This window comes from Neorhizobium turbinariae (genome assembly GCF_023223505.1).
Taxonomy (GTDB): Bacteria; Pseudomonadota; Alphaproteobacteria; order Rhizobiales; family Rhizobiaceae; genus Neorhizobium; species Neorhizobium turbinariae.
On sequence record NZ_JALPRY010000010.1, the window covers coordinates 338,777 to 363,083 of the forward strand.

Annotated in this window: 24 protein-coding genes; 15 read left to right on the top strand and 9 right to left on the bottom strand. The window is 63.1% G+C overall.

The annotated features are described in order from the left end of the window. Positions 1–39 precede the first annotated feature (39 nt). Positions 40–1,392: a hypothetical protein gene (locus tag M0654_RS10265; RefSeq protein ID WP_248683003.1), complete on the top strand. Its 1,353-nt coding sequence runs from the start codon at positions 40–42 to the stop codon at positions 1,390–1,392. After that, a complete protein-coding gene (locus M0654_RS10270) occupies positions 1,379–2,155 on the top strand; it encodes a COG3904 family protein (RefSeq protein WP_248683004.1) in 777 nt (258 codons plus the stop codon). Before M0654_RS10265 ends, M0654_RS10270 begins: the two co-directional genes overlap by 14 nt. On the opposite strand, the gene M0654_RS10275 is transcribed toward M0654_RS10270, so the two are convergent. Next, positions 2,152–3,393 carry an MFS transporter gene (locus tag M0654_RS10275; RefSeq protein ID WP_248683005.1) on the bottom strand — a complete coding sequence of 414 codons (1,242 nt, stop codon included), beginning with the start codon at positions 3,391–3,393 and terminating at the stop codon, positions 2,152–2,154. The genes M0654_RS10270 and M0654_RS10275 overlap by 4 nt on opposite strands. Positions 3,394–3,540: 147 nt before the next feature. Here M0654_RS10275 and coaBC point away from each other — a divergent pair, with 147 nt between their 5' ends. Beyond that, positions 3,541–4,749 (top strand): bifunctional phosphopantothenoylcysteine decarboxylase/phosphopantothenate--cysteine ligase CoaBC, encoded by a 1,209-nt coding sequence (coaBC, locus tag M0654_RS10280; RefSeq protein ID WP_248683006.1) that lies wholly within the window; start codon positions 3,541–3,543, stop codon positions 4,747–4,749. A 1-nt stretch (position 4,750) separates the two neighbouring features. Here coaBC and M0654_RS10285 read toward each other — a convergent pair whose 3' ends face one another. Beyond that, positions 4,751–5,545: a class II glutamine amidotransferase gene (locus M0654_RS10285; RefSeq protein ID WP_248683007.1), complete on the bottom strand. Its 795-nt coding sequence runs from the start codon at positions 5,543–5,545 to the stop codon at positions 4,751–4,753. Between the two features lie 190 nt (positions 5,546–5,735). Between M0654_RS10285 and otsB the strand changes: the two genes are divergently transcribed. The 4 genes from otsB (at position 5,736) to M0654_RS10305 (ending at position 9,572) form a co-directional block, all read left to right on the top strand. Beyond that, complete coding sequence (gene otsB, locus M0654_RS10290; RefSeq protein ID WP_390919947.1) at positions 5,736–6,548, top strand: trehalose-phosphatase; 813 nt, start codon at positions 5,736–5,738, stop codon at positions 6,546–6,548. An 11-nt stretch (positions 6,549–6,559) separates the two neighbouring features. Then, a complete protein-coding gene (gene otsA / locus M0654_RS10295; protein ID WP_248683008.1) occupies positions 6,560–7,936 on the top strand; it encodes an alpha,alpha-trehalose-phosphate synthase (UDP-forming) in 1,377 nt (458 codons plus the stop codon). An 82-nt stretch (positions 7,937–8,018) separates the two neighbouring features. Then, positions 8,019–8,963, top strand: coding sequence for a threonine/serine dehydratase (locus M0654_RS10300; RefSeq protein ID WP_248683009.1), 945 nt, complete (start codon positions 8,019–8,021; stop codon positions 8,961–8,963). A gap of 24 nt (positions 8,964–8,987) precedes the next feature. Then, a complete protein-coding gene (locus M0654_RS10305) occupies positions 8,988–9,572 on the top strand; it encodes an IMPACT family protein (protein WP_248683010.1) in 585 nt (194 codons plus the stop codon). Positions 9,573–9,591: 19 nt separating this feature from the next. Here M0654_RS10305 and M0654_RS10310 read toward each other — a convergent pair whose 3' ends face one another. After that, on the bottom strand, positions 9,592–11,175 hold the full coding sequence (locus tag M0654_RS10310; RefSeq protein WP_248683011.1) for a peptide chain release factor 3: 1,584 nt from the start codon (positions 11,173–11,175) through the stop codon (positions 9,592–9,594). A gap of 83 nt (positions 11,176–11,258) precedes the next feature. Between M0654_RS10310 and dut the strand changes: the two genes are divergently transcribed. Beyond that, positions 11,259–11,723: a dUTP diphosphatase gene (dut, locus tag M0654_RS10315; protein WP_248683012.1), complete on the top strand. Its 465-nt coding sequence runs from the start codon at positions 11,259–11,261 to the stop codon at positions 11,721–11,723. Between the two features lie 130 nt (positions 11,724–11,853). Then, positions 11,854–12,822 carry a cysteine synthase A gene (gene cysK / locus M0654_RS10320; protein ID WP_248683013.1) on the top strand — a complete coding sequence of 323 codons (969 nt, stop codon included), beginning with the start codon at positions 11,854–11,856 and terminating at the stop codon, positions 12,820–12,822. A gap of 82 nt (positions 12,823–12,904) precedes the next feature. Here cysK and M0654_RS10325 read toward each other — a convergent pair whose 3' ends face one another. From M0654_RS10325 to rsmI, 4 genes are all read right to left on the bottom strand, one after another. Continuing rightward, on the bottom strand, positions 12,905–14,440 hold the full coding sequence (locus tag M0654_RS10325; RefSeq protein WP_248683014.1) for a YifB family Mg chelatase-like AAA ATPase: 1,536 nt from the start codon (positions 14,438–14,440) through the stop codon (positions 12,905–12,907). A 173-nt stretch (positions 14,441–14,613) separates the two neighbouring features. Further along, the gene (gshB, locus tag M0654_RS10330) at positions 14,614–15,567 is read right to left on the bottom strand and encodes a glutathione synthase (protein ID WP_248683015.1); all 954 of its coding nucleotides are present in this window, start codon (positions 15,565–15,567) and stop codon (positions 14,614–14,616) included. A 95-nt stretch (positions 15,568–15,662) separates the two neighbouring features. Then, positions 15,663–16,046, bottom strand: a complete 384-nt coding sequence (locus M0654_RS10335; protein ID WP_248683016.1) for a YraN family protein — start codon at positions 16,044–16,046, stop codon at positions 15,663–15,665. After that, the gene (gene rsmI, locus M0654_RS10340) at positions 16,033–16,947 is read right to left on the bottom strand and encodes a 16S rRNA (cytidine(1402)-2'-O)-methyltransferase (RefSeq protein WP_248683017.1); all 915 of its coding nucleotides are present in this window, start codon (positions 16,945–16,947) and stop codon (positions 16,033–16,035) included. Before rsmI ends, M0654_RS10335 begins: the two co-directional genes overlap by 14 nt. A 257-nt stretch (positions 16,948–17,204) precedes the next feature. Here rsmI and dnaN point away from each other — a divergent pair, with 257 nt between their 5' ends. The 4 genes from dnaN to pyrF all read left to right on the top strand — a co-directional run bounded on the left by dnaN (position 17,205) and on the right by pyrF (position 20,373). Continuing rightward, the gene (gene dnaN / locus M0654_RS10345; RefSeq protein ID WP_248683018.1) at positions 17,205–18,323 is read left to right on the top strand and encodes a DNA polymerase III subunit beta; all 1,119 of its coding nucleotides are present in this window, start codon (positions 17,205–17,207) and stop codon (positions 18,321–18,323) included. 129 nt (positions 18,324–18,452) lie between these two features. Next, positions 18,453–19,046, top strand: a complete 594-nt coding sequence (gene pmtA / locus M0654_RS10350) for a phospholipid N-methyltransferase PmtA (RefSeq protein ID WP_248683019.1) — start codon at positions 18,453–18,455, stop codon at positions 19,044–19,046. Positions 19,047–19,087: 41 nt separating this feature from the next. Then, complete coding sequence (locus M0654_RS10355) at positions 19,088–19,684, top strand: histidine phosphatase family protein (RefSeq protein WP_248683020.1); 597 nt, start codon at positions 19,088–19,090, stop codon at positions 19,682–19,684. Continuing rightward, positions 19,681–20,373: an orotidine-5'-phosphate decarboxylase gene (gene pyrF, locus M0654_RS10360; RefSeq protein ID WP_248683021.1), complete on the top strand. Its 693-nt coding sequence runs from the start codon at positions 19,681–19,683 to the stop codon at positions 20,371–20,373. Before M0654_RS10355 ends, pyrF begins: the two co-directional genes overlap by 4 nt. On the opposite strand, the gene M0654_RS10365 is transcribed toward pyrF, so the two are convergent. Further along, positions 20,370–21,380, bottom strand: a complete 1,011-nt coding sequence (locus M0654_RS10365) for a right-handed parallel beta-helix repeat-containing protein (protein ID WP_248683022.1) — start codon at positions 21,378–21,380, stop codon at positions 20,370–20,372. The genes pyrF and M0654_RS10365 overlap by 4 nt on opposite strands. A 109-nt stretch (positions 21,381–21,489) precedes the next feature. Between M0654_RS10365 and M0654_RS10370 the strand changes: the two genes are divergently transcribed. Both M0654_RS10370 and M0654_RS10375 read left to right on the top strand, forming a co-directional pair. After that, positions 21,490–21,777, top strand: coding sequence for a DUF1330 domain-containing protein (locus M0654_RS10370; RefSeq protein WP_118851368.1), 288 nt, complete (start codon positions 21,490–21,492; stop codon positions 21,775–21,777). A gap of 98 nt (positions 21,778–21,875) precedes the next feature. Then, on the top strand, positions 21,876–22,856 hold the full coding sequence (locus tag M0654_RS10375; protein WP_248683023.1) for a complex I NDUFA9 subunit family protein: 981 nt from the start codon (positions 21,876–21,878) through the stop codon (positions 22,854–22,856). Between the two features lie 464 nt (positions 22,857–23,320). Here M0654_RS10375 and M0654_RS10380 read toward each other — a convergent pair whose 3' ends face one another. Beyond that, entirely contained in the window at positions 23,321–24,169 is an 849-nt protein-coding gene (locus M0654_RS10380) for an undecaprenyl-diphosphate phosphatase (RefSeq protein WP_248683024.1), read from the bottom strand. Positions 24,170–24,307: the final 138 nt, after the last annotated feature.

Below are 24,307 nucleotides of genomic sequence, written 5' to 3' on the forward strand. Positions count from 1 at the left end.
ATACTCTCTTGAGGAATACATTCCTTTTCGAGGTTTTCCATGGCGTTAGGCGCATCCAGACGATTGCAGGACGGCGTCATCGCCGTCGAAACGATGACCCGGTTTGCACTCGCCGTGCTTGCGCTCGCGTCAGGCGTCTATACCTACCTTGGCGCCCGCACGATCCTCGACGGTTCACCGACAGCGGTGTTCTTTGCAGCCGTCATCTACTCCGCCTCGGTCTCGGTCGGCATCTACGCCTTCTGGTTCTACATGGCCCGGTTTTACCCGCATGTGACGTCGCGCACTGGGCGCGGCGCCTTGCTCCTTGTCATGGCCGTGGGTGCGGCGATGATCATGGCCATGTCCAGCTGGCTGAACGCTGCAGCACTCGCCGGATCGGCTGCCGTGGAGCAGCATCTTTCTGAAAGCGTCGAAGACTATACCGCCGATCTCAACCGTGCGCACCAGAACGCTCTTGCTGCCCAGAGCTTGCTTCCCGACATCCAGCGCGCCTCCGAACGCTTCGCCCAGCTTGCCGGCGTCGAACGACAGGCGGGCTCGCTGACGGGGACGACAGGTTCGGGCAGCGTCGTGCAACTGCTCAGCCAGATGTCCGCACAGATGAAGTCGCTCGAGGCCAGCATCAACGCCTCGCGCGACCAGGTAACCGACCTCTTCGAACAGGGGAAGAAGCGACTTGAGACCATGCGCTCCTTGGTTTCGGCCCCCGGGCTCATTGACCCGCGCGCCGACCAGTTCTCGAACGAGGCCGTGGCGCTCACCGGCATCATCACCTCGCTCACCCAGACCTCTGTTGCGCCTTCCATCCGCCGCGCCGCCGATGACCTGTCGCTTGGCTTCATCGCCCCGGTTCCGGATGGGGGGCTGCCGGATCTCGTGAACCGCCAGAACCAGGTGATGGAGACGGTGCGCTCCTCTGTCGCGGCACAATCCAAGGCGCTTGCCAAGGCTGCCGACGAGCTTCTCGCGCGCCCACCGGTTCAGGAGCGACGTTTCGTGCCGATGGCGCCGGCGGAAGCCGTACTGCATTATGCGTCGGAATTCATACCCGCCTGGGCCGGTGCAATCTCGATCGACCTCCTGCCAGGCGTGATGGTCTTCATCCTTGCCGTCGTGCACGGCGCGATCCGGCGACAGGACGAGAAACTGGCCTTTGCCGACACCATCACCGCTGGCGAACTGCTGCGGGCGCTGGAGGTGCAGCGCGCTATCAATGCAACCAGCAGCGTGCCGGAGCGGGTCCCAACGGCCGCGGCCGAAGCGCCAGACGAGGAGCGCCAAGAGCAGGACGTGCCCCTCGAAGAGCGCCCTGCCGGCGAACCGGAACCCAACAACATCACCAGCCTTGAAGCCCGCAGCCGCAGGGATCGCAGCCATGAGGATTGGTGAGGCGATCCGCAGGATCGATGACGGCGCGATCATGAAAGGCGCCTTCTACCTCCTGCTCTGCGCTTCTGCCGTTTTCATGGTGGTCGATATCCGCGAGATGGCGACGTCCGAGACGGAGCTCCCGGGGTTCGACCCGATGCACGAAGATCAGCCCGTCCTGCCGCCGGCGCTGACGGATGGCGTACCGGCCGCTCCGCCCGTGCAGCCTTCAAGCCCCAGCGAAGTGCTGCGCCAGCCGATGGTCTTTGACCTGAAGCCGGGTGGGGTCCTCCTGGCGGAAGGCACCATCGATCTCGGAGCCGCCGGCCGTTTTGCCGAGGAGATCGAGGCGCGCGGCGAGTATGTGAAGGTGGTGGCGCTGAACTCCCCCGGCGGCTCGGTCGATGATGCCCTGGCGATGTCGACACTGATCCGAGACAAGAAGCTCGATACGCGCGTTGAGACCAGGGCGCTCTGCGCCTCCTCCTGCCCGATCGTGTTTGCCGGCGGTGTTGCCCGCACGGCAGAGAAGGATGCGGTAATCGGCGTGCACCAGGTCTTCAACGGCAGCAAGAACCGCCCGAGTGCCGAGCAGGCCATGTCGTCCGCGCAATCGACCACGGCGCGGGTGGCGCGGCATCTCGATGCGATGGGCATTGGTGTCGGCTTGTGGATCAACGCGCTCGAAACGCCGCCAGACCGGCTCTACTACCTGACGCCGAAGGAAATGAGCGAGTTCAAGCTGACGACCACGGCGGTCCCGACTGCTGCGAAGAAGAGCTAGCCGGCGCGCTGCGCAAAGTGCTTCGACAACAGCGCGGCGAGAAGGCATGCGAGCAGCATCGTCCCGGTAAAGGCAACAACCGCCCACCATCCATCCGCAACCCAGAAATGCCCGCCGGCCGAACCTGCGACGCTCGAGCCGAGGTAATAGGCGAGCAGGTAAAGCGAGGAGGCATGGCCCTTGTTACCCTTGGCGAGCTTGCCCACCAGCGCGCTTGCCACCGAATGGGCCATGAAGAAACCGGATGTCAAAAGCACGATTCCGAGGATGATCACCCACAGAGGTGCGGCGAGCGTGATGGCGACGCCGATGAGCGCGATGCCGATGCCGACCGGCATGACCAGGAAATACCCGAAACGATCGCCAAGATGGCCGCCGGCCCAGGATGCGGCCATGCCGAACAGGTAGACCGTGAAGATCAGCCCAAGCTCCGTCTGGTTGAGGCTGTAAGGCTCGGCCACCAGCCGAAAGCCGGCATAGTTGTAGATCGTCACGAAGGAGCCCATGGCGAGGAAGGCGATCGCAAACAGCATGGCGAGCGACGGGTTGCGCAAATGTCCGACCCAGGCATCGACATGGTATCGGGCCGACGACTTGTGTTGCACGAAGTTGCGCGACGGTGGCAGGAGGATGAGGAAACCGGCGGCGGCCGCCATGCCCATCAGGCCGATGCTGCCAAGCGCCCAGCGCCACGAAAGATATTCGGCGAGGATGCCGGTGAAGACGCGCCCCGCCATGCCGCCAAAGGCATTGCCGGCGATATAAAGGCCCATCGCCGAGCCGAGCGAGCGCGGCTCGATTTCTTCCGAAAGATAGGCCATCGCGACGGCCGGCACGCCACCGAGCAGAAAACCCTCCAGCGCCCGGATGAGGAGGATGGCGTTCCAGCCTGGCGCGATCGCGCAGGCAACCGTGCAGACGGAAGCGCCGAGCAGCGACACGAACATCAGGCTGCGGCGCCCGAAGCGCTGCGACACCGCTGCGGCCAGAAAGATTGCCACCGCAAGCAGCCCGGTGGAGAGCGACAACGACAAGGAGCTTGCGGCAGGGCTGACGCCGAAATCGTGCGAGAAAATCGGCATCAGCGGCTGCACGCAATAAAGCAGCGCGAAGGTGGAGAAGCCTGAAAGGAAAAGCGCGAAGCTCGCCTTGCGGTATCCCGAGCTGCCGCGGACGAGATACTGTCTGGCTGCGCCTGTGGCATTTGAGGGAGGGGCCGGATCGGCGGCTTCGGGCATGGCATGAACCTTGGTGATCAACTCTAACTAAGCGGCCGTTCAATCCATTCCAACCCGCAACGATGCTCGCCGTATCCCTTTTCGCTCGCGATTGAACATCTCCCCCCGATGGCTTAGCTTCCGGCCACAGTTATCGCAGGTCCGGATATGGAACTCTCAAACAAGCGCATTCTTCTGATCATCTCGGGCGGTATCGCCGCCTACAAGAGCCTCGACCTGATCCGGCGGCTTCGCGAGCGCGGCGCGCTGGTGCGGCCGGTGATGACGAAGGCGGCGCAGGAGTTCATCACGCCGCTCGCCGTCGGTGCGCTTTCCGCAAGCCATGTCTATACCGACCTTTTTTCGCGCGAAGACGAGCAGGATGTCGGCCATATCCGGCTGGCGCGGGACACGGATCTCGTCGTGGTCGCGCCTGCCAGCGCCGACCTGATGGCAAAGATGGCGAATGGGCTCGCCGACGATCTGGCAAGCGCCGTCCTGCTTGCCACGGACCGGCCGGTCTTGATTGCGCCGGCGATGAACCCGAAGATGTGGGAAGCGCCGCCGACGAGGCGCAATGTCGCGACGCTGAAGGCGGACGGCATCCATTTCATTGGGCCAATGGCCGGCGAAATGGCCGAGCGCAATGAAGCGGGCGTCGGGCGCATGGCCGAGCCGCTGGAGATCGTCAAGGCGATCACGGCCCTGCTTGCTCCCGGCGACAGGCCTCTTGCCGGCAAGACCGCGATCGTCACCTCCGGGCCAACACATGAGCCGATCGATCCCGTGCGCTACATCGCCAACCGCTCCTCCGGCCGCCAGGGTCATGCCATCGCCGCGGCACTCGCGCGGCTTGGCGCCGAGGTCACGCTTGTTTCCGGGCCCGTGACCATTCCTGACCCGCAGGGCGTGTCGACGGTGCATGTGGAGCGGGCCGAGGAGATGCGGGATGCCGTGGTCTCCCGCCTGCCCGCGGATATCGCCGTGATGGTGGCCGCCGTTGCCGACTGGCGCGTCGCATCTTCGGCTGGCCACAAGATCAAGAAACAGCCGGGCGAGGCCCCGCCGCCGCTGCAGCTTGCTGAAAACCCGGACATCCTGAAGACGGTCGGCCATCACGAGAACCGCCCGAGGATCGTCGTTGGTTTCGCCGCCGAAACACAGGACGTGGTCGCCAACGGAAGCTCGAAGCTGGAGCGCAAGGGCGCCGACATGATCGTCGCAAACGATGTATCGCCCGAAACGGGTGTGATGGGCGGCACCCGCAACCGGGTGAAGATCATCAGCGGCGGGGGTGTCGATGAGTGGCCGGATCTCGACAAGGACGAGGTGGCGGAGCGCCTGGCGGCGCTGATCGCTCAGAAGCTCGTCGGCTAGCTCAGGCAGCCTGCGGCAAGGATTGCGGCTGGAAGATGGACGCCTGCATCCCCTCGGCGCAGACCTTCACGGCGCTGCCATCCGGGATCTCCACCCAGGTATCGACGTCATCGTTCAGCGGCTCTGACACGAGGCAATAGCCGGTGCGGCCGCCCATCGGCGCGGCGTACAGCGTCGGCGGCTTGTGGTCGGTTGCGTAGCGCACAGCGTAAAGCTGCTTGCCGTCGGAGAAGGCGGCGGTAAACCGCACCAATGCCTCGCCCTGTTTCTGGTGCGACAATTCCTCCACCGTGGCGATCGCCTTCTCCATCGCGCCGAACGGATCGGCATCCATGCCGAACTGGAGCGCCAGCAGGAACAGCAGCTCGGAATCGGTGGTGCCGGTGCGGGCATGAAACAGTTCGTCGGAGAGCAGAGCCTCCATCGGCCGGCGAATCGCCTCGAAGCCGGAGATCTGGCCGTTATGCATGAAGGACCAGGTCCCATGCACGAAGGGGTGGCAGTTGTCGCGGCGCGTGCCGCCATTCGTCGCTGCCCGGACATGCGCCAGGAAAAGCGGCGAACGGATCTGCCGGGCAAGGCTCTTCAGGTTGCAATCCGACCAGGCGGGCAGGATGTCCCGGTAGCGGCCGGGCTCCGGCCTTTCGCCATACCAGGCGATGCCGAAACCGTCGCCGTTGGTGGCGGTCTTGGCGCGGGTGGCGCAGTGGGACTGTTCGATCAGCGAATGAGCCGGCGAAGATACAAGCTCCTCCAGATAAAGAGGTTCGCCACGATAAGCTGCCCAACGGCACATGGATTCCAGCTCTCCCGGTTGCCGCAGACGCGGCTCGTCCTGCAATGACCTGAGGGTCGCGAATTATGGTTAACGACCCGTAAATCCGGGCCCTTCATGGCATGAATCGAGGTCGGCGCGGTTCAAATTTTGCGACAGTCTGTTGCCTTGTGCGCTTGTCGAACGACATATGAATCCTAGATTGGGGAACATGTCTCGTCAGGAACACGCGAATCCTCCAACCGAAGGCGCCGGATCTGCGGGCGACCAGGTTCTCGAAGAGCTCATGCAGGATCCTTCGCAATGGGCTCTTTTTCTCGACATCGATGGCACACTGATCGACCTTGCCGAAACGCCCGAAAGCATTGTCGTGCCGGCTGGGCTGCCGGCTGACCTTCACCGCCTTTCCGCCAGGCTTGGTGGCGCGCTGGCGCTGGTCACCGGCCGCGCCCTGCCCTTCGCCGACGAGCTTTTCCAACCTTATGTCTTTCCGATCGCCGGATTGCACGGGTCCGAACGCCGCGATGCGACCGGCATGACAACCCGTGTGGAAGTTGGCGCCGAGTTCGAAACGCTGAAGGCCGCGCTGGCCCGCGAGGCCCAGCAATGGCCGGGCGTGCTGATCGAGAACAAGGGAGCGGCTGTTGCCGCGCATTACCGTCGCGCGCCCGAGCAGCGCGAGGTGGTGGAAGCGGCCATGGAACGTTACCTCGATATGGCGGGCGAAGACTTCACCCTGCAGCACGGCAAGATGGTCGTGGAGATCCGCCCCGCGCGCGCCAGCAAGGGTCACGCGCTCATGGCCTATCTGAACGAGGCGCCGTTCCAGGACCGCAAGCCCATCGCCATCGGCGATGACGTGACCGACGAAGCGATGTTCCGTGTCGTGAACGAGCTTGGCGGCCATTCGATCCGTATCTCCGAGACACCTGCCGAAACGGTGGCACAATCCACCCTGCCTTCCGCTTCTTATCTACGCTCTCTCATCCATCGATTTGCTGCCGAAACCGTTCGGCCTGAGTGAAAGGAACCACCGTGAGCCGTCTTGTGGTCGTTTCGAACCGCGTCACCCTGCCGCAAAAAAGTGGCGACGCCCCGGCGGGCGGCCTCGCCGTTGCCCTGCAGGCGGCACTTGAAGAGCGCGGCGGCATCTGGATGGGCTGGTCGGGCAAGTCCAGCGGTTCGAAAGAGCCGCAGCCACTCGACATGCGCACGCATGGCAACATCACCTATGCGCTGACTGACCTCACCAAGACCGATGTCGAGGAATATTACCACGGCTTCGCCAACCGGGTGCTCTGGCCGATCTGCCATTACCGCCTCGACCTTGCTGAATACGGCCGCAAGGAGATGGCCGGTTATTTCCGAGTCAACCGCTTCTTTGCCCAGCGGCTTGCGCCGCTCATCAAGGAAGATGACGTCATCTGGGTGCATGACTACCACCTGATCCCGCTTGCCGCGGAACTGCGCGAGATGGGGCTGAAGAACAAGATCGGCTTCTTCCTTCATATCCCCTGGCCGCCGGCCGACGTGCTGTTTGCCATGCCGGTCCACGAACAGATCATGCGTGGCCTTTCGCAATACGATCTCGTCGGCTTCCAGACCGAGCACGACCTCGACAATTTCGGTGGCGGGCTGGTGCGCGAAGGCATTGGGGAGCGACTGGAAGGCAACAAGTTCTCAACCTACGGCCGAACCTTCAAGGGCGGTTATTATTCAATCGCCATCGAAACCGAGGAATTCGCCAGATTCGCCAAGAAGGCCTACAACAACGCAATCGTGCGCAAGGCCCGCCAGAGCGTCGAAGGCCGCGACCTGATCATTGGCGTCGACCGGCTGGACTATTCCAAGGGCATTACCCAGCGCATCGATGCTTTCGACAAGTTCATCACGCTCAACCCGGCCTACCAGAACAAGGTCACCTATCTGCAGATCACCCCGAAATCGCGATCGGAAGTGCCCGAATACGAGCAGATGCAGCGTACGGTCGCCGAACAGGCGGGACGCGTGAACGGCTCGGTCGGCACCGTGGACTGGGTGCCGATCCGTTATGTCAACCGGTCGGTGGCGCGGCCGGTGCTGGCAGGGCTCTATCGCCTTGCGAGAATCGGGCTCGTGACGCCGCTGCGTGACGGCATGAATCTCGTTGCCAAGGAATATCTCGCCGCACAGGATCCGGAAGATCCCGGCGTGCTCGTTCTTTCCCGCTTTGCCGGGGCTGCACGTGAACTGACCGGCGCCCTGCTGGTCAATCCTTATGATATCGAAGGCACTGCGCATGCGATCGCACGCGGCCTGACCATGTCGCTCGACGAGCGCAAGCAGCGTTGGGAAAAGATGATGGAGCACCTGAAGGTCTACGACATCAACCGCTGGTGCGACGACTTCCTGAAAGATCTCGCTTCGGCCTGATCGGCCTGATCGGCGAGCTTCAGGGCTTTCCAGAAACCCGCTTCCGCGTTAGGCAACATGCCTCACCATCAAGAGGGTCCGCATGTCCGATCTGTCTGCCGTCACACCCGAACGTATCGCCGAGACCGAAAAGCTGATCCGGCCGTTCATTCGCCACACGCCAGTCATGCGCGTCAACCTGAAGGATTTTGGCGCCAAGGCGCGTTCGGTCGACCTGAAGCTCGAACTGGTGCAGCATTCCGGCTCGTTCAAGGTGCGCGGCGCGTTTGCAAGCTTGTTGTCCCAGGAACTGCCGGACGCCGGCGTGGTCGCTGCATCGGGCGGCAACCACGGCGCGGCCGTGGCTTATGCCGCGCGTGAACGCGGTGTGCCGGCGCACATCTTCGTGCCGAGCGTTTCTTCGCAGGCCAAGATCGACCTCATCCGCTCCTACGGCGCCGACCTCGTTGTTGGCGGCGACCGTTATGCCGACGCGCTGGCCGCCAGTGAACGGTTCGCCGCGGAAAGCGGTGCCTTGCCCATCCACGCCTATGACCAGCCCGAAACGCTGATCGGCCAGGGAACGCTCGGCAAGGAGATCGAAGAAGACCTGCCGGAGATGACGACGCTGCTGGTGGCGGTTGGCGGTGGCGGCCTGATCGGCGGCATTGCCTCCTGGCTGCGCGGACGCGTGAAGATCGTGGCGGTGGAATCCGATGGCGCGCCCACCCTTTACGAGGCGTTCAAGGCCGGCAAGCCGGTGGATGCTCCCGCTGGCGGCATCGCAGCGGACTCGCTTGCGCCAAAACAGGTCGGACAGTTGATGTTCCCCGTGGCCAAGCAGTTCGTCGAGCCACCCGTACTGGTGTCGGACCAGGATATTCTCCACGCGCAGAAGGCACTCTGGTCCGGCGCGCGGCTTGTTGCGGAACCCGGCGGCGCGGCGGCGTTTGCGGCTCTCCTGTCCGGTAAATATGTGCCGGCGCCCGATGAACGGGTTTGCGTGCTGGTTTGCGGCTCCAACACCACGGCCGTCAAATTCGCCTGATGATGCTGTTCGCCTCGATCCGCCATGCTTGAACTGCAGCAGCCTGCAACCTTCGAGCAGGTCGTCAAGAAGAGCCGGTTTCTTGCCACCGCGCTACCCGTCGCAAGCGAGGAGGAGGCCAAAGCCGCCATTGCCGCGCAGTCGCATGCGGACGCGAACCACAATTGCTGGGCATGGCGGATCGGCCAGGCCTATCGCTTTTCCGATGACGGGGAGCCGAGCGGCACGGCCGGCAAGCCGATCCTGGCCGCCATCAACGGCCAGAACATCGACAAGGTCGTGGTGATCGTGACCCGCTGGTTCGGCGGCATCCTGCTTGGCAGCGGCGGCCTCGTGCGGGCCTATGGCGGGACTGCCGGTCAGTGCCTCAAGGGCGCGCAACTGGCGGAGGTCAGGCCTACGGTCGAAGGTGCCGTCCACCTGGAGTTCTCCGACCTTGCCCGGGTGAAGGCGCGCCTCCAGTCCCACCCTGACCTGTCCATCACGGACGAGCGGTTTGGAGGCACCGGCGCCGAGCTCATCATCCGCCTCGCGGAAGCGGACGTCGAAACCGTCTCGACGATGATTACCGACCTGACGAGCGGCCGGTCACAGCTGAAGCTCGACTAGCCGCAGAAATAACCGCAGGTCACGCCGCCTTGGCGACGTGATATTCCTTGATCGCGACCATCTTGATCGCCGGATAGCGCTCAGCCTCATAACGCAGCGAGAAGGCATCCTGCGCCAGGAAGACGGGATCACCATCGAGGTCGCGGGCGATATCGCCACGCTTTACCGTCAGGAATTTTTCAAGATCGGCAGGATTGTCGGACGAGATCCAGCGGCAGACCGAGAAACGCGACATTTCAAACGAGACCGGCAGCGTATATTCCGCCGACAGGCGCTCCTTCAGCACGTCGAGCTGCAGCGCACCAACGACCCCGACGATGGCCGGCGAGCCGTCTTCCGGCGAAAAGAGCTGGACAACGCCCTCTTCCGCCATCTGCTGCAGGGCTTCCTTCAGCTTCTTCGCCTTCATGGCATCTTCGAGCCGCACGCGGCGAAGGATTTCCGGCGAGAAGTTCGGCACACCCTGGAACACCAGCGCCTCACCTTCCGTCAGCGTGTCGCCGATGCGCAGCGTGCCATGGTTCGGGATGCCGACCACATCGCCCGCATAAGCCGTATCGGCAAGCTGCCGCTGGGAGGCGAAGAAGAACTGCGGTGCCGTCAGACCCAACAGCTTTCCGGTGCGCGCGAGCCGCGCCTTCATGCCGCGTTCCAGCTTGCCGGAACAGATGCGCGCGAACGCGATGCGGTCGCGGTGGTTGGGGTCCATGTTGGCCTGGATCTTGAAGACGAAGGCCGTCATCTTTTCTTCGTCGGCATGCACCTTGCGCACATCCGCCACTTGGTCGCGCGGCGGCGGAGCAAATTCACCCAGCGCCTCGATCAGGTCACGAACGCCGAAGTTACGGAGCGCCGAGCCGAAGAAGACCGGCGTCAGGTGGCCTTCCAGGAAAGCCTGCTTGTCGAACGGCTTGCAGGCCTCGATCGCCAGCTCGGTTTCCTCGACAAAGCTGTCGCGCTCGTTCTCAGGCAGACGGTCGGCAACCGACTGTGGGCCGTTGACCTTCGTCCGCTGCACTTCCGTATCGGAGCCGCGCACCGCGTTGTCAGCCAGATGATAAGAGCCGCAGAAGGTCTTCGAGCGACCGATCGGCCAGGTCACCGGCGCGCAATCGAGCGCCAGCTTTTCCTCGACCTCATCGAGGATCTCGAAGGGGTCCCGGCTTTCGCGGTCCATCTTGTTGACGAAGGTGATGATCGGGATGTCGCGCATGCGGCACACTTCGAAGAGCTTCAGCGTGCGCGGCTCGATACCCTTGGCGGCGTCGATCACCATGACGGCAGCATCAACGGCGGTCAGCGTGCGGTAGGTGTCGTCGGCGAAGTCTTCGTGGCCGGGCGTATCCAGGATGTTGAACACATTGCCTTCGTATTCGAAGGTCATCACAGAGGTGACCACCGAGATGCCACGCTCGCGCTCGATCTTCATCCAGTCGGAGCGCGTCTGGATGCGGTCCTTCTTCGCCTTCACTTCGCCCGCAAGCTGGATGGCGCCGCCGAACAGAAGCAGCTTTTCGGTGAGCGTCGTCTTACCAGCGTCCGGGTGGGCGATAATCGCGAATGTGCGACGGCGGGAGACCGCCTCGGCAATCGTTTCGGGCATATGTAAAGCGTCCTTTGAGTTGCCGCGTATCTAGCGACTCAAGGGCCAATATGCAATCAACCGCCGCAAAAGAAGGATACCGCATGCCCGACGTTCTCGGCCCTTTGCTCAATCTCGTCCGCCTGCCGAATGGCGCCGGGCTCGACCTGCCAGCCTACGAGACCGCGGGTGCCGCCGGCATGGATATTCGCGCCGCCGTCGAGGCCGATGCACCGCTGACGCTCGCGCCGGGCAAGCGGGCGCTCGTGCCCACCGGCTTCATCTTCGAAATCCCGCAAGGTTTTGAGATGCAGGTGCGCCCGCGCTCCGGCCTTGCCTTCAAGCATGGGATCACCTGCCTCAACACCCCCGGCACGATCGACAGTGATTACCGCGGCGAAGTGAAGGTGCTCTTGGTCAACCTTGGTGATGAAGACTTCATAGTGACCCGCGGCATGCGCATTGCCCAGTTGGTCGTGGCACCGGTGACGCAGGTCCAGGTCGCCGAGGTCTCCGAGGCCGGAACCACCGCCCGCGGAGCAGGAGGATTTGGCTCAACCGGCATTTGAGAGCAGTCTGTTTTCCGGATCTGGCGTGAGCGGGAACAAATTTGCGTAATTGAGCAGGCGCGTGCGCGCGCTTTGCTGGCATTCGAGGCCAACTCGCCCTAGTTTCCTCTCCAAACAAATGGAGATCAGCATGACAGACAGCCGGAAGCCGGGCCGCGGCAAAATCTATTCCTCCATCACCGAAGCCATTGGCGATACGCCGATCGTGCGGCTGGACAAGCTGGCGCGCGAAAAGGGCGTGAAGGCGAACCTGCTCGCCAAGCTCGAGTTCTTCAACCCGATCGCCTCGGTGAAGGATCGTATCGGCGTTGCGATGATCGAGAGCCTCGAAGCACAGGGCAAGATCACCCCCGGCAAGACAACGCTCGTTGAGCCGACCTCGGGCAACACCGGCATCGCGCTCGCCTTTGCCGCTGCCGCCAAGGGCTACAAGCTCATCCTCACCATGCCGGAGACCATGTCGATCGAGCGCCGCAAGATGCTGGCGCTTCTCGGTGCGGAACTGGTGCTGACCGAAGGCCCCAAAGGCATGAAGGGCGCCATCGCCAAGGCGGAAGAACTCGCCGCAAGTCTGTCGGACGCCATCATTCCGCAGCAATTCGAAAACCCGGCCAACCCGGAAATCCACCGCAAGACGACGGCCGAGGAGATCTGGAACGACACCAATGGCGAAGTCGACATCTTCGTTTCCGGCATCGGCACCGGCGGCACGATCACCGGCGCAGGCCAGGTTCTCAAGAGCCGCAAGCCCGGCGTGAAGGTCATTGCCGTCGAGCCGGAAGAGTCCCCGGTTCTGTCAGGCGGCCAGCCGGGTCCGCACAAGATCCAGGGCATTGGTGCCGGCTTCGCACCGAAAATCCTCGACACGGACGTTTATGACGAAGTCGTCACCATCAACAGCGCCGACGCGATGGAAACCGCGCGGCTCGTTGCCAAGCTCGAAGGCGTGCCGGTCGGCATTTCTTCCGGGGCCGCGCTGGCGGCGGCAATCCGCGTCGGCAGCCGCGAGGAAAATGCCGGCAAGAACATTGTCGTGATCATCCCCTCCTTCGCCGAACGTTACCTGTCGACGGCGCTCTTCGAAGGCCTCGGCAACTAATCTCGCCTACTGGCGGACATGATCCTTCCCGAGGATCATGTCCGCACTTACCGCGATGCGAGGCCCGCGATGCCGGGCCTCCTCACGCCGTCGCCATGGCGAGCCGCTCCCCTGCCATCCGGTAGGAAATGGCCTCGGCGATGTGGATGCGGCCGACGGTGTCACGATCATCAAGGTCGGCAAGCGTGCGCGCCACCTTCAGCACCCGATGATAGCCGCGGGCCGAAAACTTCATCTTTTCTGCTGCATCACGCAGCAACTGCAGCCCGCCCGCATCCGGCTCGGCGATCGTTTCGATCAGCGCTGTCGAGCACCGCGCGTTCGTTGATACGCCCAGGGCGCCCGCATTCTCGAACCGCTCCCTTTGCCGCTCGCGTGCCGCCGCAACCCGACGCGCCACATCCGCACTTCGCTCCGCAGGCGCCGGCCGAATGAGATCGGCCGCCGAAACCGCCGGCACATCGATGCGGATGTCGATGCGATCCATCAGCGGACCGGATATGCGCGCCTGGTAGTCGGCAGCGCATCTTGGCCCGCGTGCACAGCTATGGCCCGGTTCGCCTGCCATGCCGCATTTGCAGGGGTTCATGGCTGCGACGAGTTGGATGTTGGCCGGATAGGTGACGCGGTGGTTGGCGCGGGCAATGATGCATTCGCCGCTTTCCAGCGGCTGGCGCAGCGCGTCGAGCACCTGCGGCGAGAACTCGGGGAACTCGTCGAGAAACAACACGCCGTGATGGGCAAGCGAGGTCTCGCCCGGCTTTGCACGCAGCCCGCCGCCGATCAGCGCCGCCATGGTCGCCGAATGATGCGGCGTACGGTAGGGGCGGCGATCCGACAGCTTGCCGCCCGAGAGCTGACCAGCGATCGAGTGGATCATCGACACCTCGAGAAGCTCGGAGGCCGAAAGCGGCGGCAGGATCGACGGCAGGCGCGCCGCGAGCATGGATTTCCCTGACCCTGGAGGCCCGACCATCAACAGGTTGTGCCCACCAGCCGCCGCGACTTCCAGCGCCCGCTTGGCGCTTTCCTGTCCCTTGATATCCACGAGGTCCGGCAGGTTGGACGGCAGGGCGCGTACCGCGGGCTGTGGCCGCGAGATGACCTGGGTGCCGCGAAAATGGTTGGCGAGCGCAATCAGGCTGCGCGGCGCGATGATGTCGATATCGGCTCCCGCCCAGGCGGCTTCCGCCCCGCTGTCGGCCGGGCAGATCAGGCCCTTGCCCAGCGCGTTGGCGCCGATCGCCGCCGGCAAGGCGCCCGCCACAGGTGCCAGCGTGCCATCAAGGTTCAGCTCGCCCAAAACGACATAATCGGCAACGGCATCACCCGGTATGGCACCGAGCGCCGCCATCAAACCAAGCGCGATGGGGAAGTCGAAGTGCGAGCCCTCTTTCGGCAGATCTGCGGGCGCGAGATTGACGGTGACCTTCTTGGGCGGCATCGCAAGCCCCGAGGCATGAAGGGCCGCCTGGACCCGCTCGCGGCTTTCCGCCACCGCCTTGTCCGGCAGGCCCACGATATGCATGCCCATCTTGCCGGGCCCGACCATGACCTGGACATCGACGGGAACGCCCTCAATGCCCTGGAATGCCACCGTGCTCACACGCGCTACCATGCTTCCCGCTCCCAAACATCATGTCCGGAACGTCGGCGTGGGTCGCTTTCCGTGCCAGCGACGACAATCTGGCACAGAAGAACTTCCAGTTCAAGAACATTGCATGAACATCGGCCACGATTTTGCACGCAAAACGCGCAGCCGGTTGCAACCGGAGAACAGGTGCGAACGCGTCAGCCGGCGCGCTTGGCGTCGATCGCGTCCCAGAGCAGGCTGGCCACGTCGGCACCGCCGAACTTCTTCACTTCACGAATGCCGGTCGGAGAGGTGACGTTGATCTCCGTCATGTAGTCTCCGATCACGTCTATGCCGACGAAGATGAAGCCGCGCTCGCGCAGTGCCGGCCCGATCCGGGCGCAGATTTCCTTTTCGCGCGTCGTGAGTTCGGTCGGCTCGGCGCGCCCGCCGACATGCATGTTGGAGCGGCTGTCGGTTTCGGCCGGCACTCGGTTGATCGCGCCCACCGGCTCGCCGTCGACAAGCAGGATGCGCTTGTCGCCCTGGCGCACCGCCGGGAGATAGGCCTGCGCGATATAGGGTTCGCCGCGATACATCTGCGCAAACATCTCAAGCAGCGAGGTGAAGTTGCGGTCATCACGGGCGGAATGGAACACGCCGGCCCCACCGTTGCCGTAGAGCGGCTTCAGGATGATGTCACCGAGTTCATGGCGGAAACGGGCAATCTCGGCGGCATCGCGCGAGATCAATGTCGGCGGCATCAGGTCCGCGAACTCGGTCACGAAGATCTTTTCCGGTGAATTGCGCACCCAGGCGGGGTCGTTCACCACCAGTGTCTTCGGGTGGATGCGCTCCAGCAGATGCGTCGAGGTGATGTAGCCCATGTCGAAGGGCGGATCCTGGCGCAGATGCACCACGTCCATGGTCGACAGATCAACGCGCTCCTTTTCGCCGAGCGTGAAGTGGTCACCCTTGATGTCGCGAACCTGCAGCGGCTCAAGCGCCGCGAATATCTTGCCGTCGCGCATGGTCAGCCGGTCCGGCGTGTAGTGGAACAGCTCGTAGCCGCGCGACTGCGCCTCGAGCGCCATGGCGAAGGTGGAGTCACCGGCAATCTTGATGCCGGAGATGTGGTCCATCTGGAATGCGACCTTGCGGATTTTCGCCATGACATGAGCCCCCTGAATTTGGCTCGCCTGATGTAGGATGAGCCGCCACCAAAGGCAACCCAAACAGGCTGCGAGACCTCCGTGACCGAGGCAGCCTAGAAGGCGTCGGGAAAATGCCGAGGCAGACGGCCCGGCAGCACTGCGACCACATCGTAGCGGTACGACAGGCGCCCGCCGTCCCGGCGCCTGGAAAGCCAGACCTCGCTTGCCGCCCGGATGCGGTGCTGCGCACCATAGGAGACGGCATCGAGTGCCGCCCCCTCGTGCTTGCGGGCCTTGACCTCGACGAAAGCAATAAGGTCACCCTTCCTGATGATCAGGTCGATTTCACCGCGCCTGGTGCGATAGCGCATGGCGAGCACCCGATAGCCCTTGGCCATCAGCCAGGCGGCGGCGAGATATTCTGCGAAATGGCCACGGCGCTCGGCGCGCTGCCGCTTTTCCGTTGCCTGGGGCGGGCGGGCCTCAGGCCCCCTCACCCGCTTCACCCTTCAGATCGAGAAGCCGCTGGTAAAGATCCTTCTTCGCCAGCCCCGTTGCGCGCGCCGCCTCGGCCGCAGCCTTGGATGCCGGCATCTGGCTTGCCAACTGCCGCAGCATGGCATCCACCTCCAGCGCGCCCGGCGCTTCTTCCGCTTCCGGTGGCGCGATGAGCAGCACGATCTCGCCCTTCACCGTTTTCTGCTCGTCATAAAAGGCGGCAAGTTCCTCCAGCGTGCCGCGCCGGAATTCTTCGAACGTCTTCGTCAGTTCCCGGCAGACCACGGCGCGGCGGGTTCCGCCCAACACCTCGGCTGCCGCCGTCACGGTTGCGCCGATCCGATGCGGAGACTCAAAGAAGATCAGCGTCGCCGGCACCTTGGCGAGTTCGGCCAGCCGGTCGCGGCGGCCCTTGTCCTTCGCCGGCAGGAAACCCGCAAACATGAAGGCATCGGACGGCATGCCGGATCCGACAAGGGCTGCGAGCGGCGCCGAGGCCCCGGGGATCGGCACCACCTTGTGGCCGGCTTCCAGCGCCATCTGCCCCAGCCGATAACCGGGATCGGATACGAGCGGCGTGCCGGCATCCGAGACAAGCGCCACAGACTTGCCTTGCTCCAGGGCGGCCAGAAGCCGCGGGCCCGCTTCATCGGCATTGTGTTCGTGGTAGGCATAAGGGCGGTTGACGATGCCGTAGCGGTCCAGAAGCACGCGTGTGACGCGGGTATCCTCACAGGCGAGAACATCTGCGCCGGAGAGCGTTTCCAGCGCCCGCAGAGTTATGTCGCCGAGATTGCCGATCGGGGTCGCAACGAGATAAAGTGCCGGCTCGAGCGGCCGTGCCGGCACGAAGGTATTGGCAACGCGGTAGCCGCGCTGGCTTTTGGGGTCATCGGTCACGGGGCATCACGGCAAGTCGATCTGGTCATCTCTCTTTATCATTCAGCCGGCGCCCTTCCACAAGGGACAGTGCCTGCTGTTTTCTGTGCGCAAGTCACCGCTTCCGGCGTCGCCCGCGGCAGGAACAAGGCATCCACCCCTTGCTTTTCCTCTGACTTTGCTGCCATTTTGCCGATCCACATCATCCGGTTGAAACCACCGGCAGAATATCAGGCTCCGGCCCGTCCGGGCCGACACGGTCGAAAGCGATAGCGTCCATGCGTATTACTCTTGAGCGGTCCAACCTCCTTAAATCGCTGAACCACGTGCATCGCGTGGTCGAGCGCCGGAACACGATCCCGATCCTTTCCAACGTGCTGCTGCGTGCCTCGGGGGCCAATCTCGACCTGAAGGCGACGGACCTGGACCTCGAGATCACCGAAGCCGTTCCGGCCATGGTGGAAACCGCTGGCGCCACGACCGTGCCGGCGCACCTGCTTTATGAAATCGTCCGCAAGCTTCCCGATGGCTCGGAAGTCCTGCTCGCCACCAGTCCGGATGGCGGCTCCATGACTGTACAGTCGGGCCGCTCGAAGTTCTCGCTGCAGTGCCTGCCGGAAGCCGACTTCCCGGATCTGACCGCTGGCAGCTTCAGCCACACCTTCAAGCTGAAGGCGACGGACCTGAAGATGCTGATCGATCGCACCCAGTTTGCGATCTCGACGGAAGAAACGCGTTATTACCTGAACGGCATCTTCTTCCACACGATCGAGGCAGGCGGCGACCTGAAGCTGCGCGCCGTTGCGACGGACGGGCACCGCCTGGCGCGTGCGGATGTCAGCGCTCCTTCGGGTTCGGAAGGCATGCCGGGCATCATCATCCCGCGCAAGACGGTTGGCGAGTTGCAGAAACTGGTCGATGATCCGGAAGCGGTCGTCACGGTTGAGGTTTCCGACGCCAAGATCCGCCTGACGATCGGCTCGATCGTCATGACCTCGAAGCTGATCGACGGCACCTTCCCGGATTACCAGCGCGTCATCCCGACCGGCAACGACAAGGAAATGCGCGTCGATTGCAACAGCTTCACCAAGGCTGTGGACCGCGTCTCGACGATTTCGTCCGAGCGTGGCCGCGCCGTGAAGCTGGCGCTCTCGGACGGCCAGTTGATGCTGACGGTCAACAACCCCGATTCCGGTAGCGCCACGGAAGAAGTCGCCGTCGGCTACGACAACGACCCGATGGAAATCGGCTTCAACGCCAAGTACCTGCTGGACATCACCGCCCAGCTTTCCGGCGATGACGCGATCTTCATGCTGGCGGATGCCGGCTCGCCGACGCTGGTGCGTGATACCGCTGGCGATGACGCGCTTTACGTCTTGATGCCGATGCGCGTCTAACCGACCCAAGGCGGCAGGCTACCAAAGCCTCGCCGCCTTTTTCAGCGGCAGCAGGTCTTACGACATTTTTTTGCCTTTCTGCGCCATCAACTTGGGCGCAGTAGCGGCAGCTTCGGGAGAGGATCCAAGGTGGAATTGCGGCTTAAGGAGCGGCTTGGCCGCAAGTTCGATGAGGAGATCCGCTTTTTCAAGGGCTGGATGGACGGGCCGAAACAGGTGGGCGCGATCTGCCCCACATCCTCCATCACCGCCAGGCGGATGGCGAGCGTCATCAACCCGAAATCCGGCTTGCCCGTGCTGGAACTGGGCCCCGGCACAGGCATCATCACCAAGGCGATCCTGCAGCGCGGCGTGGCCCCGAAGGATCTCGTCTCCGTCGAGTACTCGACTGGCTTCTACCAGCACCTGGTGCGCAGCTTTCCCGGCGTGAACTTCATCAATGGTGACGCCTTCGATCTGGACCGCACGCTCGGCGCCTTCAAGGACGCGACCTTCGACAGCGTCATCTCCGCCATTCCGCTCCTGAGCTTCCCGATGGACCAGCGCACGGCGTTGATTGAAGACCTGCTCGACCGCATTCCCGCTGGCCGGCCGGTGCTGCAGATCACTTACGGCCCCGTCTCTCCCGTCATCGCGCGGCCGGATCGCTACAAGATCAAGCACTACGACTTCGTGATGCGCAACATCCCGCCGGCGCAACTCTGGACCTATACCCGCGCCTGAGCGATAAATCGGGACCAATCCTCAGCAGGTGATCCCGGTCCATGACCTTCGGCCTTTACATCACGCATCCGCAAGTCCGGATCGATCCGAACATCCCGGTGCCAAAATGGGGGCTGTCAGAGATCGGCCGCGCCCGGACTGAACAGGCCGCCGGGTCAGATTGGGCTCCGCGCCTCGGGCGGATCATCTCCAGTGACGAGACGAAGGCGATCGAAACGGCGGAAATTCTGGCCGCTGCCGCGGGCGTTTCCGTCGAGATCGCTGCCGACACCCATGAGAACGATCGCTCCGCCACCGGCTTCCTGCCGCCGCTGGAATTCGAGAAGGCGGCCGACTGGTTCTTCGCCAACCCAACCGAGAGCTTCAAGGGCTGGGAACGCGCCGTCGATGCGCAAGCCCGCATCGTCGCGGCCTTCAACCGTGTGCTCGCGGACCATGACCGGAACGTGCCGATCGCCTTTGTCGGGCATGGCGGCGTTGGCACGCTGTTGAAGTGCCATTTGGCCAAGCGACCCATCGGGCGCGACCGGGACCAGCCGGGTGGCGGTGGAAATCTCTACTGCTTCAGCCTTGCAGATCTGTCGCTCTCATGCGACTGGACCCCCATCGAAACATGGAAGGGAGTTCAGCGCGGATGAATGCACGTGACAGATTGATCGTGGGCCTCGATATCCCGACCATTGCGGAAGCCGAACGCATGGTGGCGACACTGGGCGACACTGTCTCCTTCTACAAGATCGGCTATCAGCTGGCATTCGCCGGCGGGCTCGATTTCGCCCGCGACCTTGCCCGCGACGGCAAGAAGATCTTCCTCGACATGAAGCTGCTCGACATCGACAATACGGTGGCGAAGGGCGTCGAGAACATCGCGAAGATGGGCATGACCATGCTCACCCTGCACGCCTATCCGAAGGCGATGCGCGCCGCCGTCGAAGCGGCCCGCGGCTCCGATCTCTGCCTGCTCGGCGTGACCGTGCTTACCTCCATGGACGGAGCGGATCTTGCAGATGCCGGCTACGACGTCGACCCGCATACGCTGGTGCTGCGCCGCGCGGAACAGGCAAAGTCGGCAGGCATGGGCGGCATCGTCTGCTCGGCCGAGGAATCGGAAGCCGTCCGCAAGATCATCGGCTTGGACATGGCGCTCGTGACGCCTGGCATCCGCCCAACCGGATCGGATGCGGGCGATCAAAAGCGCGTCGTCACGCCGGGAGATGCGATCCGCAACGGCTCGAGCCACCTCGTCGTCGGCCGCCCGATCGTCAAGGCCGCCGACCCGAAAACCGCCGCCGAAGCGATCCTTCAGGAAATGCAGGCCGCGCTCTAGCGATTGTCGGTGACGGTGTTGTTCTCATCCTGGTCGAGGATGAGGCCCAGGCTCGCGCCATGCAGCCGGTTGCCCGTCACTACGTTATTCTGCGCAAAGTCCCTGGGGCTCAAACCGCTGCCGAACCCGCCGCGCGTCCGGTAAAGGCAATAAAAGCGGTTGCCCTGGCGGCTGCCGAGCCAGATGGCCGGCCGGGCGCCAACCGTCGTGCTGTAGCGGAAGCTGTTATCCTTGATGACATTGCGCTGCGGTGCCTGATGGCGGATCGTTCCGCCCTCACCGCAGTTGCGATACAGGAAAATGCCGCCGCCGATCGGGTTTTCAAAGCGGTTGCCTTCGATCCGGTTGTCGGCTGAACCATCCACGGCCAGCACCTCCCGAACCGTCGTGCGGATATTAAAGACGTTACCCCGGATCTGATTGCGCGCCGATTCCGCGTCGAGATAGATCCCGACCGAGCCGGATTTGCCGGTGAAGGTAGAGTTTTCGACCACCAGGCCCGTCACCCCGGGCGCGGCATAAAACGGGATGCCGCCCTGCGCCACGAAGGTCACGTTCTCGATGCGGATATCGCGCGGTGCCGCGGCTTGCGCCCGCTCGGTATGTCCCGGCGTCAGCGACGACTTGCGCACATTTTCCGCCTCGCCATTGCGACCAAGTCCACGGATATGGAGCCCGCCCTTGATCGTGCAGTTGCGGATGGTGATGTCGCGGGGCACGTCCCAGCTGCCATCCGGCTGCCGTTTCGACCGGATCAGGACCGTCATCGCAGACGGGACCGTTCCATCCAGCGTCGCGCCATTACAGTCCAGCACGCGGCCGGACCCTGCCGAACCAGTGAAGGACAACGGCACCGCAATGACGTCGCCCTTCTTCAAGGTGAGATCGCAGTCGATCGCCACCGCCTTGGTATTCTTCGTGACCTTGGCCTTCAGCCGGCGATGAATATCCGCGCCACACGCTTTCGTCGCGGCATCGGCCGGCGCCATCGGCGTAAACAGGAGCATGGAAGATATCACAGCACCAGCCATGAGTCCGAATTGTCTAGTCATGTTGACTTGCCCGGTTTATTGCTCGAAGTCATCTTCATCGAAAACATCTTCTGGAGGAGACGGCATGGCAAAAGGATATTGGATCGCTCGCATGGATATCCATGACCCGGAGCGCTACAAGGACTATGTTGCCGCCACCAAGGCGCCTTTCGAGAAGTTTGGTGCCGTCTTCCATGTGCGCGGCGGTGAAGCCACGGCGCTTGAAGGCAAGGCCCGCGCCCGCAATGTCGTCATCGAGTTCGCCTCCAGGCAGGTTGCGCTTGATTGCTACAACTCCCCCGAATACCAGGCCGCTGCGAAAATCCGCCAGGAATGCGCCGAAGGCGAACTGTTGATCGTGGACGGCGTTTAAGGCTTGAAACTGCGACAGTAGAACCACTTCCACCCGGAAGGCGATTCGGCTAAACAGCGTCCAACACAAGACCCATCTGGCTCCCGGAGCATCATATCATGACTGTCACTAACCTGCCGCCACTCGTCACCGTATTTGGAGGTACAGGCTTTGTCGGTCGGCATGTGGTCCGGGCGCTTGCCAAGCGCGGTTACCGCATCCGCGTCGCGGTCCGCCGTCCCGACCTCGGCGGCTTCCTGCTTCCAGCCGGCTACATTGGCCAGATCACGCTGACGCAGGCGAACCTCCGCTACCGCCAGTCGGTCTTCAAGGCGATCGAAGGCTCGTCCTACGTGGTCAACTGCGTCGGCATCATGTTCGAGAGCGGCCGCAACACCTTCGACGCGGTTCAGGATCTCGGCGTTCGGTCTATCGCCGAAGCGACCCGTGCAGCCGGTGCGCGCCTCGTCCATATTTCGGCCATCGGCGCCGATGCCAATTCCGACTCCGCCTATGCCCGTTCCAAGGGCCGCGCGGAAGCAACCATCCAGTCGATCCTGCCGGACTCGGTCATCCTTCGCCCGTCGATCGTCTTTGGCCCGGAAGACAGCTTCTTCAACAAGTTCGCCTCGATGGCCCGCCTTGCACCCGCCCTTCCGCTCGTTGGCGGCGGCGAAACGAGGTTCCAGCCGGTCTATGTCGAGGATCTCGCGGAAGCTGTCGCGCGCTCCGTCGACGGCACCATCGAGATGGGCCGCACCTATGAGCTCGGCGGCCCCGAAGTGCTGACCTTCAAGGAGTGTCTCGAGACGATGCTGCGCGTCATCAATCGCGACAACAAGCTCGTTTCGCTGCCCTTCGGCATCGCTTCGCTGCTCGGCAGCATCGCGTCTCTCATCCCGTTCCTCACGCCGCCGATCACCAGCGACCAGGTGAAGCTCCTGAAGAAGGACAATGTCGTTTCGGAGGATGCCGTGCGCGAAGGCCGCACGCTGCAGGGGATGGGCATTCGCCCGACGCTGCTTGCGTCGATCCTGCCGTCCTATCTCGTGCACTATCGCCCGCAGGGCCAATACACGGGCACCGGCCGCGCCGCCTGACAGAACATCTTTTTGAGCCGCCCGGTCACATGGATCGGGCCGCCTCCTCCCTTGCCGGGACCTGTTTCAGCCCGCTTGATGGCCGATGATGTGGCACAATAGTCGCAGTCGGAAACACAGTGCTGTTAACGGCCAGTTCAGCAAGATCATTTATTGAAAACTTCTAATGCGAGCAATAAAGCTCGCCGCCAACCAAGCACCACATGTCCACCAGATCCTCTTCCGAAAGGCGTATTCCTATGGGCAAGCCCATTGCACTCTTTTTCGCGTGTGCAGCTTTGATCGTCCTCGCTGGCTCCTTCATGGCGCCGCGCACGGATGCCGCGGGAAGGGTTGAGTGCACGTCCGCTTATGGCGTTGATCCCTGCAGCACTGCATCGGTCCGCCGCTGATTTCCAGCGAATAGAACAAAAGAAAAAGGCGGCTCATCAGCCGCCTTTTTCTTGTCTGAGGTTGGCTTAACTTCAGAAAGCGGGCGCTAGGGCCGCTACCGCGGTCGCATCCTGCGACGGCCAGAACAATAGCCCCAGCAGGCCGACGACGCCGATCACGATCCGCCAATAGGCAAACGGCGCGTAACCGCGGCTCGACACGAAGTCGAGAAGCGAGCGGACAACGAGGATCGCGGTTACGAAGGCGGCGATGAAACCGACGGCGATCACCGCGCCATCGTCAAAGCTTATCAGCTCGCGGTTCTTGTAAAGGTCGAGCACGAAGGCGCCAAGCATGGTCGGCATTGCGAGGAAGAACGAAAACTCCGCCGCAGAGCGCTTGTCGGTCCCCATCAGCAGCGAGCCGACGATGGTGGCACCCGACCGCGATGTGCCTGGGATCATCGCGATGCACTGGAAAAGCCCGATCTTGAACGCAAGCGACAGCGGGTAGTCCATCACGTCGTGGTATTTCGGCTGGAACTTCATCTTGTCGACGGCAAGCAGGATGATGCCGCCGATGATCAGCATGATGCAGATCAGCATTGGCGTTTCAAACAGCACCGACTTGATGAAGCCATGCGCCAGCGCACCGATGACCGCGGCCGGCAGGAAAGCGACCAGCACCGTCAGCACGAAATGACGTGCCTTCTCGCTGTTCGGCAGCGCCAAGGCGATGGATGTCAGGCGATGCGCATAAACAAGCAGGATGGCAAGGATCGCGCCGAGCTGGATCAGGACTGCGAAGGTATTTCCGGGGGAATGGAAGCCGAGAAACTGGCCGGCCAGGAGAACGTGTGCGGTTGAGGAAACGGGAAGAAATTCAGTGAGCCCTTCGATGAGGCCAAGTACGAGCGCACTGACGATGGACTGATCCGCCATTCTTAATCCTTTATTGAGCAGATAAGCGCAATTTGACGAGCTTACGAGCCGTTGCTTGTGCTGGCCCTACCAAATCCATATAGCTGCGATATGTCAGCCGGCGCCGGACGCAGCCTGTCTATATGTCTTCACAAAGTT

Coding starts and splice junctions, on each gene's coding strand:
- M0654_RS10265 (WP_248683003.1), top strand. CDS start 40: ATGGCGTTAGGCGCATCCAGACGATTGCAGGACGGCGTCATCGCCGTC.
- M0654_RS10270 (WP_248683004.1), top strand. CDS start 1,379: ATGAGGATTGGTGAGGCGATCCGCAGGATCGATGACGGCGCGATCATG.
- M0654_RS10275 (WP_248683005.1), bottom strand. CDS start 3,393: ATGCCCGAAGCCGCCGATCCGGCCCCTCCCTCAAATGCCACAGGCGCA.
- coaBC (WP_248683006.1), top strand. CDS start 3,541: ATGGAACTCTCAAACAAGCGCATTCTTCTGATCATCTCGGGCGGTATC.
- M0654_RS10285 (WP_248683007.1), bottom strand. CDS start 5,545: ATGTGCCGTTGGGCAGCTTATCGTGGCGAACCTCTTTATCTGGAGGAG.
- otsB (WP_390919947.1), top strand. CDS start 5,736: ATGTCTCGTCAGGAACACGCGAATCCTCCAACCGAAGGCGCCGGATCT.
- M0654_RS10300 (WP_248683009.1), top strand. CDS start 8,019: ATGTCCGATCTGTCTGCCGTCACACCCGAACGTATCGCCGAGACCGAA.
- M0654_RS10305 (WP_248683010.1), top strand. CDS start 8,988: ATGCTTGAACTGCAGCAGCCTGCAACCTTCGAGCAGGTCGTCAAGAAG.
- M0654_RS10310 (WP_248683011.1), bottom strand. CDS start 11,175: ATGCCCGAAACGATTGCCGAGGCGGTCTCCCGCCGTCGCACATTCGCG.
- dut (WP_248683012.1), top strand. CDS start 11,259: ATGCCCGACGTTCTCGGCCCTTTGCTCAATCTCGTCCGCCTGCCGAAT.
- cysK (WP_248683013.1), top strand. CDS start 11,854: ATGACAGACAGCCGGAAGCCGGGCCGCGGCAAAATCTATTCCTCCATC.
- M0654_RS10325 (WP_248683014.1), bottom strand. CDS start 14,440: ATGGTAGCGCGTGTGAGCACGGTGGCATTCCAGGGCATTGAGGGCGTT.
- gshB (WP_248683015.1), bottom strand. CDS start 15,567: ATGGCGAAAATCCGCAAGGTCGCATTCCAGATGGACCACATCTCCGGC.
- dnaN (WP_248683018.1), top strand. CDS start 17,205: ATGCGTATTACTCTTGAGCGGTCCAACCTCCTTAAATCGCTGAACCAC.
- M0654_RS10355 (WP_248683020.1), top strand. CDS start 19,088: ATGACCTTCGGCCTTTACATCACGCATCCGCAAGTCCGGATCGATCCG.
- pyrF (WP_248683021.1), top strand. CDS start 19,681: ATGAATGCACGTGACAGATTGATCGTGGGCCTCGATATCCCGACCATT.
- M0654_RS10365 (WP_248683022.1), bottom strand. CDS start 21,380: ATGCTCCTGTTTACGCCGATGGCGCCGGCCGATGCCGCGACGAAAGCG.
- M0654_RS10370 (WP_118851368.1), top strand. CDS start 21,490: ATGGCAAAAGGATATTGGATCGCTCGCATGGATATCCATGACCCGGAG.
- M0654_RS10375 (WP_248683023.1), top strand. CDS start 21,876: ATGACTGTCACTAACCTGCCGCCACTCGTCACCGTATTTGGAGGTACA.
- M0654_RS10380 (WP_248683024.1), bottom strand. CDS start 24,169: ATGGCGGATCAGTCCATCGTCAGTGCGCTCGTACTTGGCCTCATCGAA.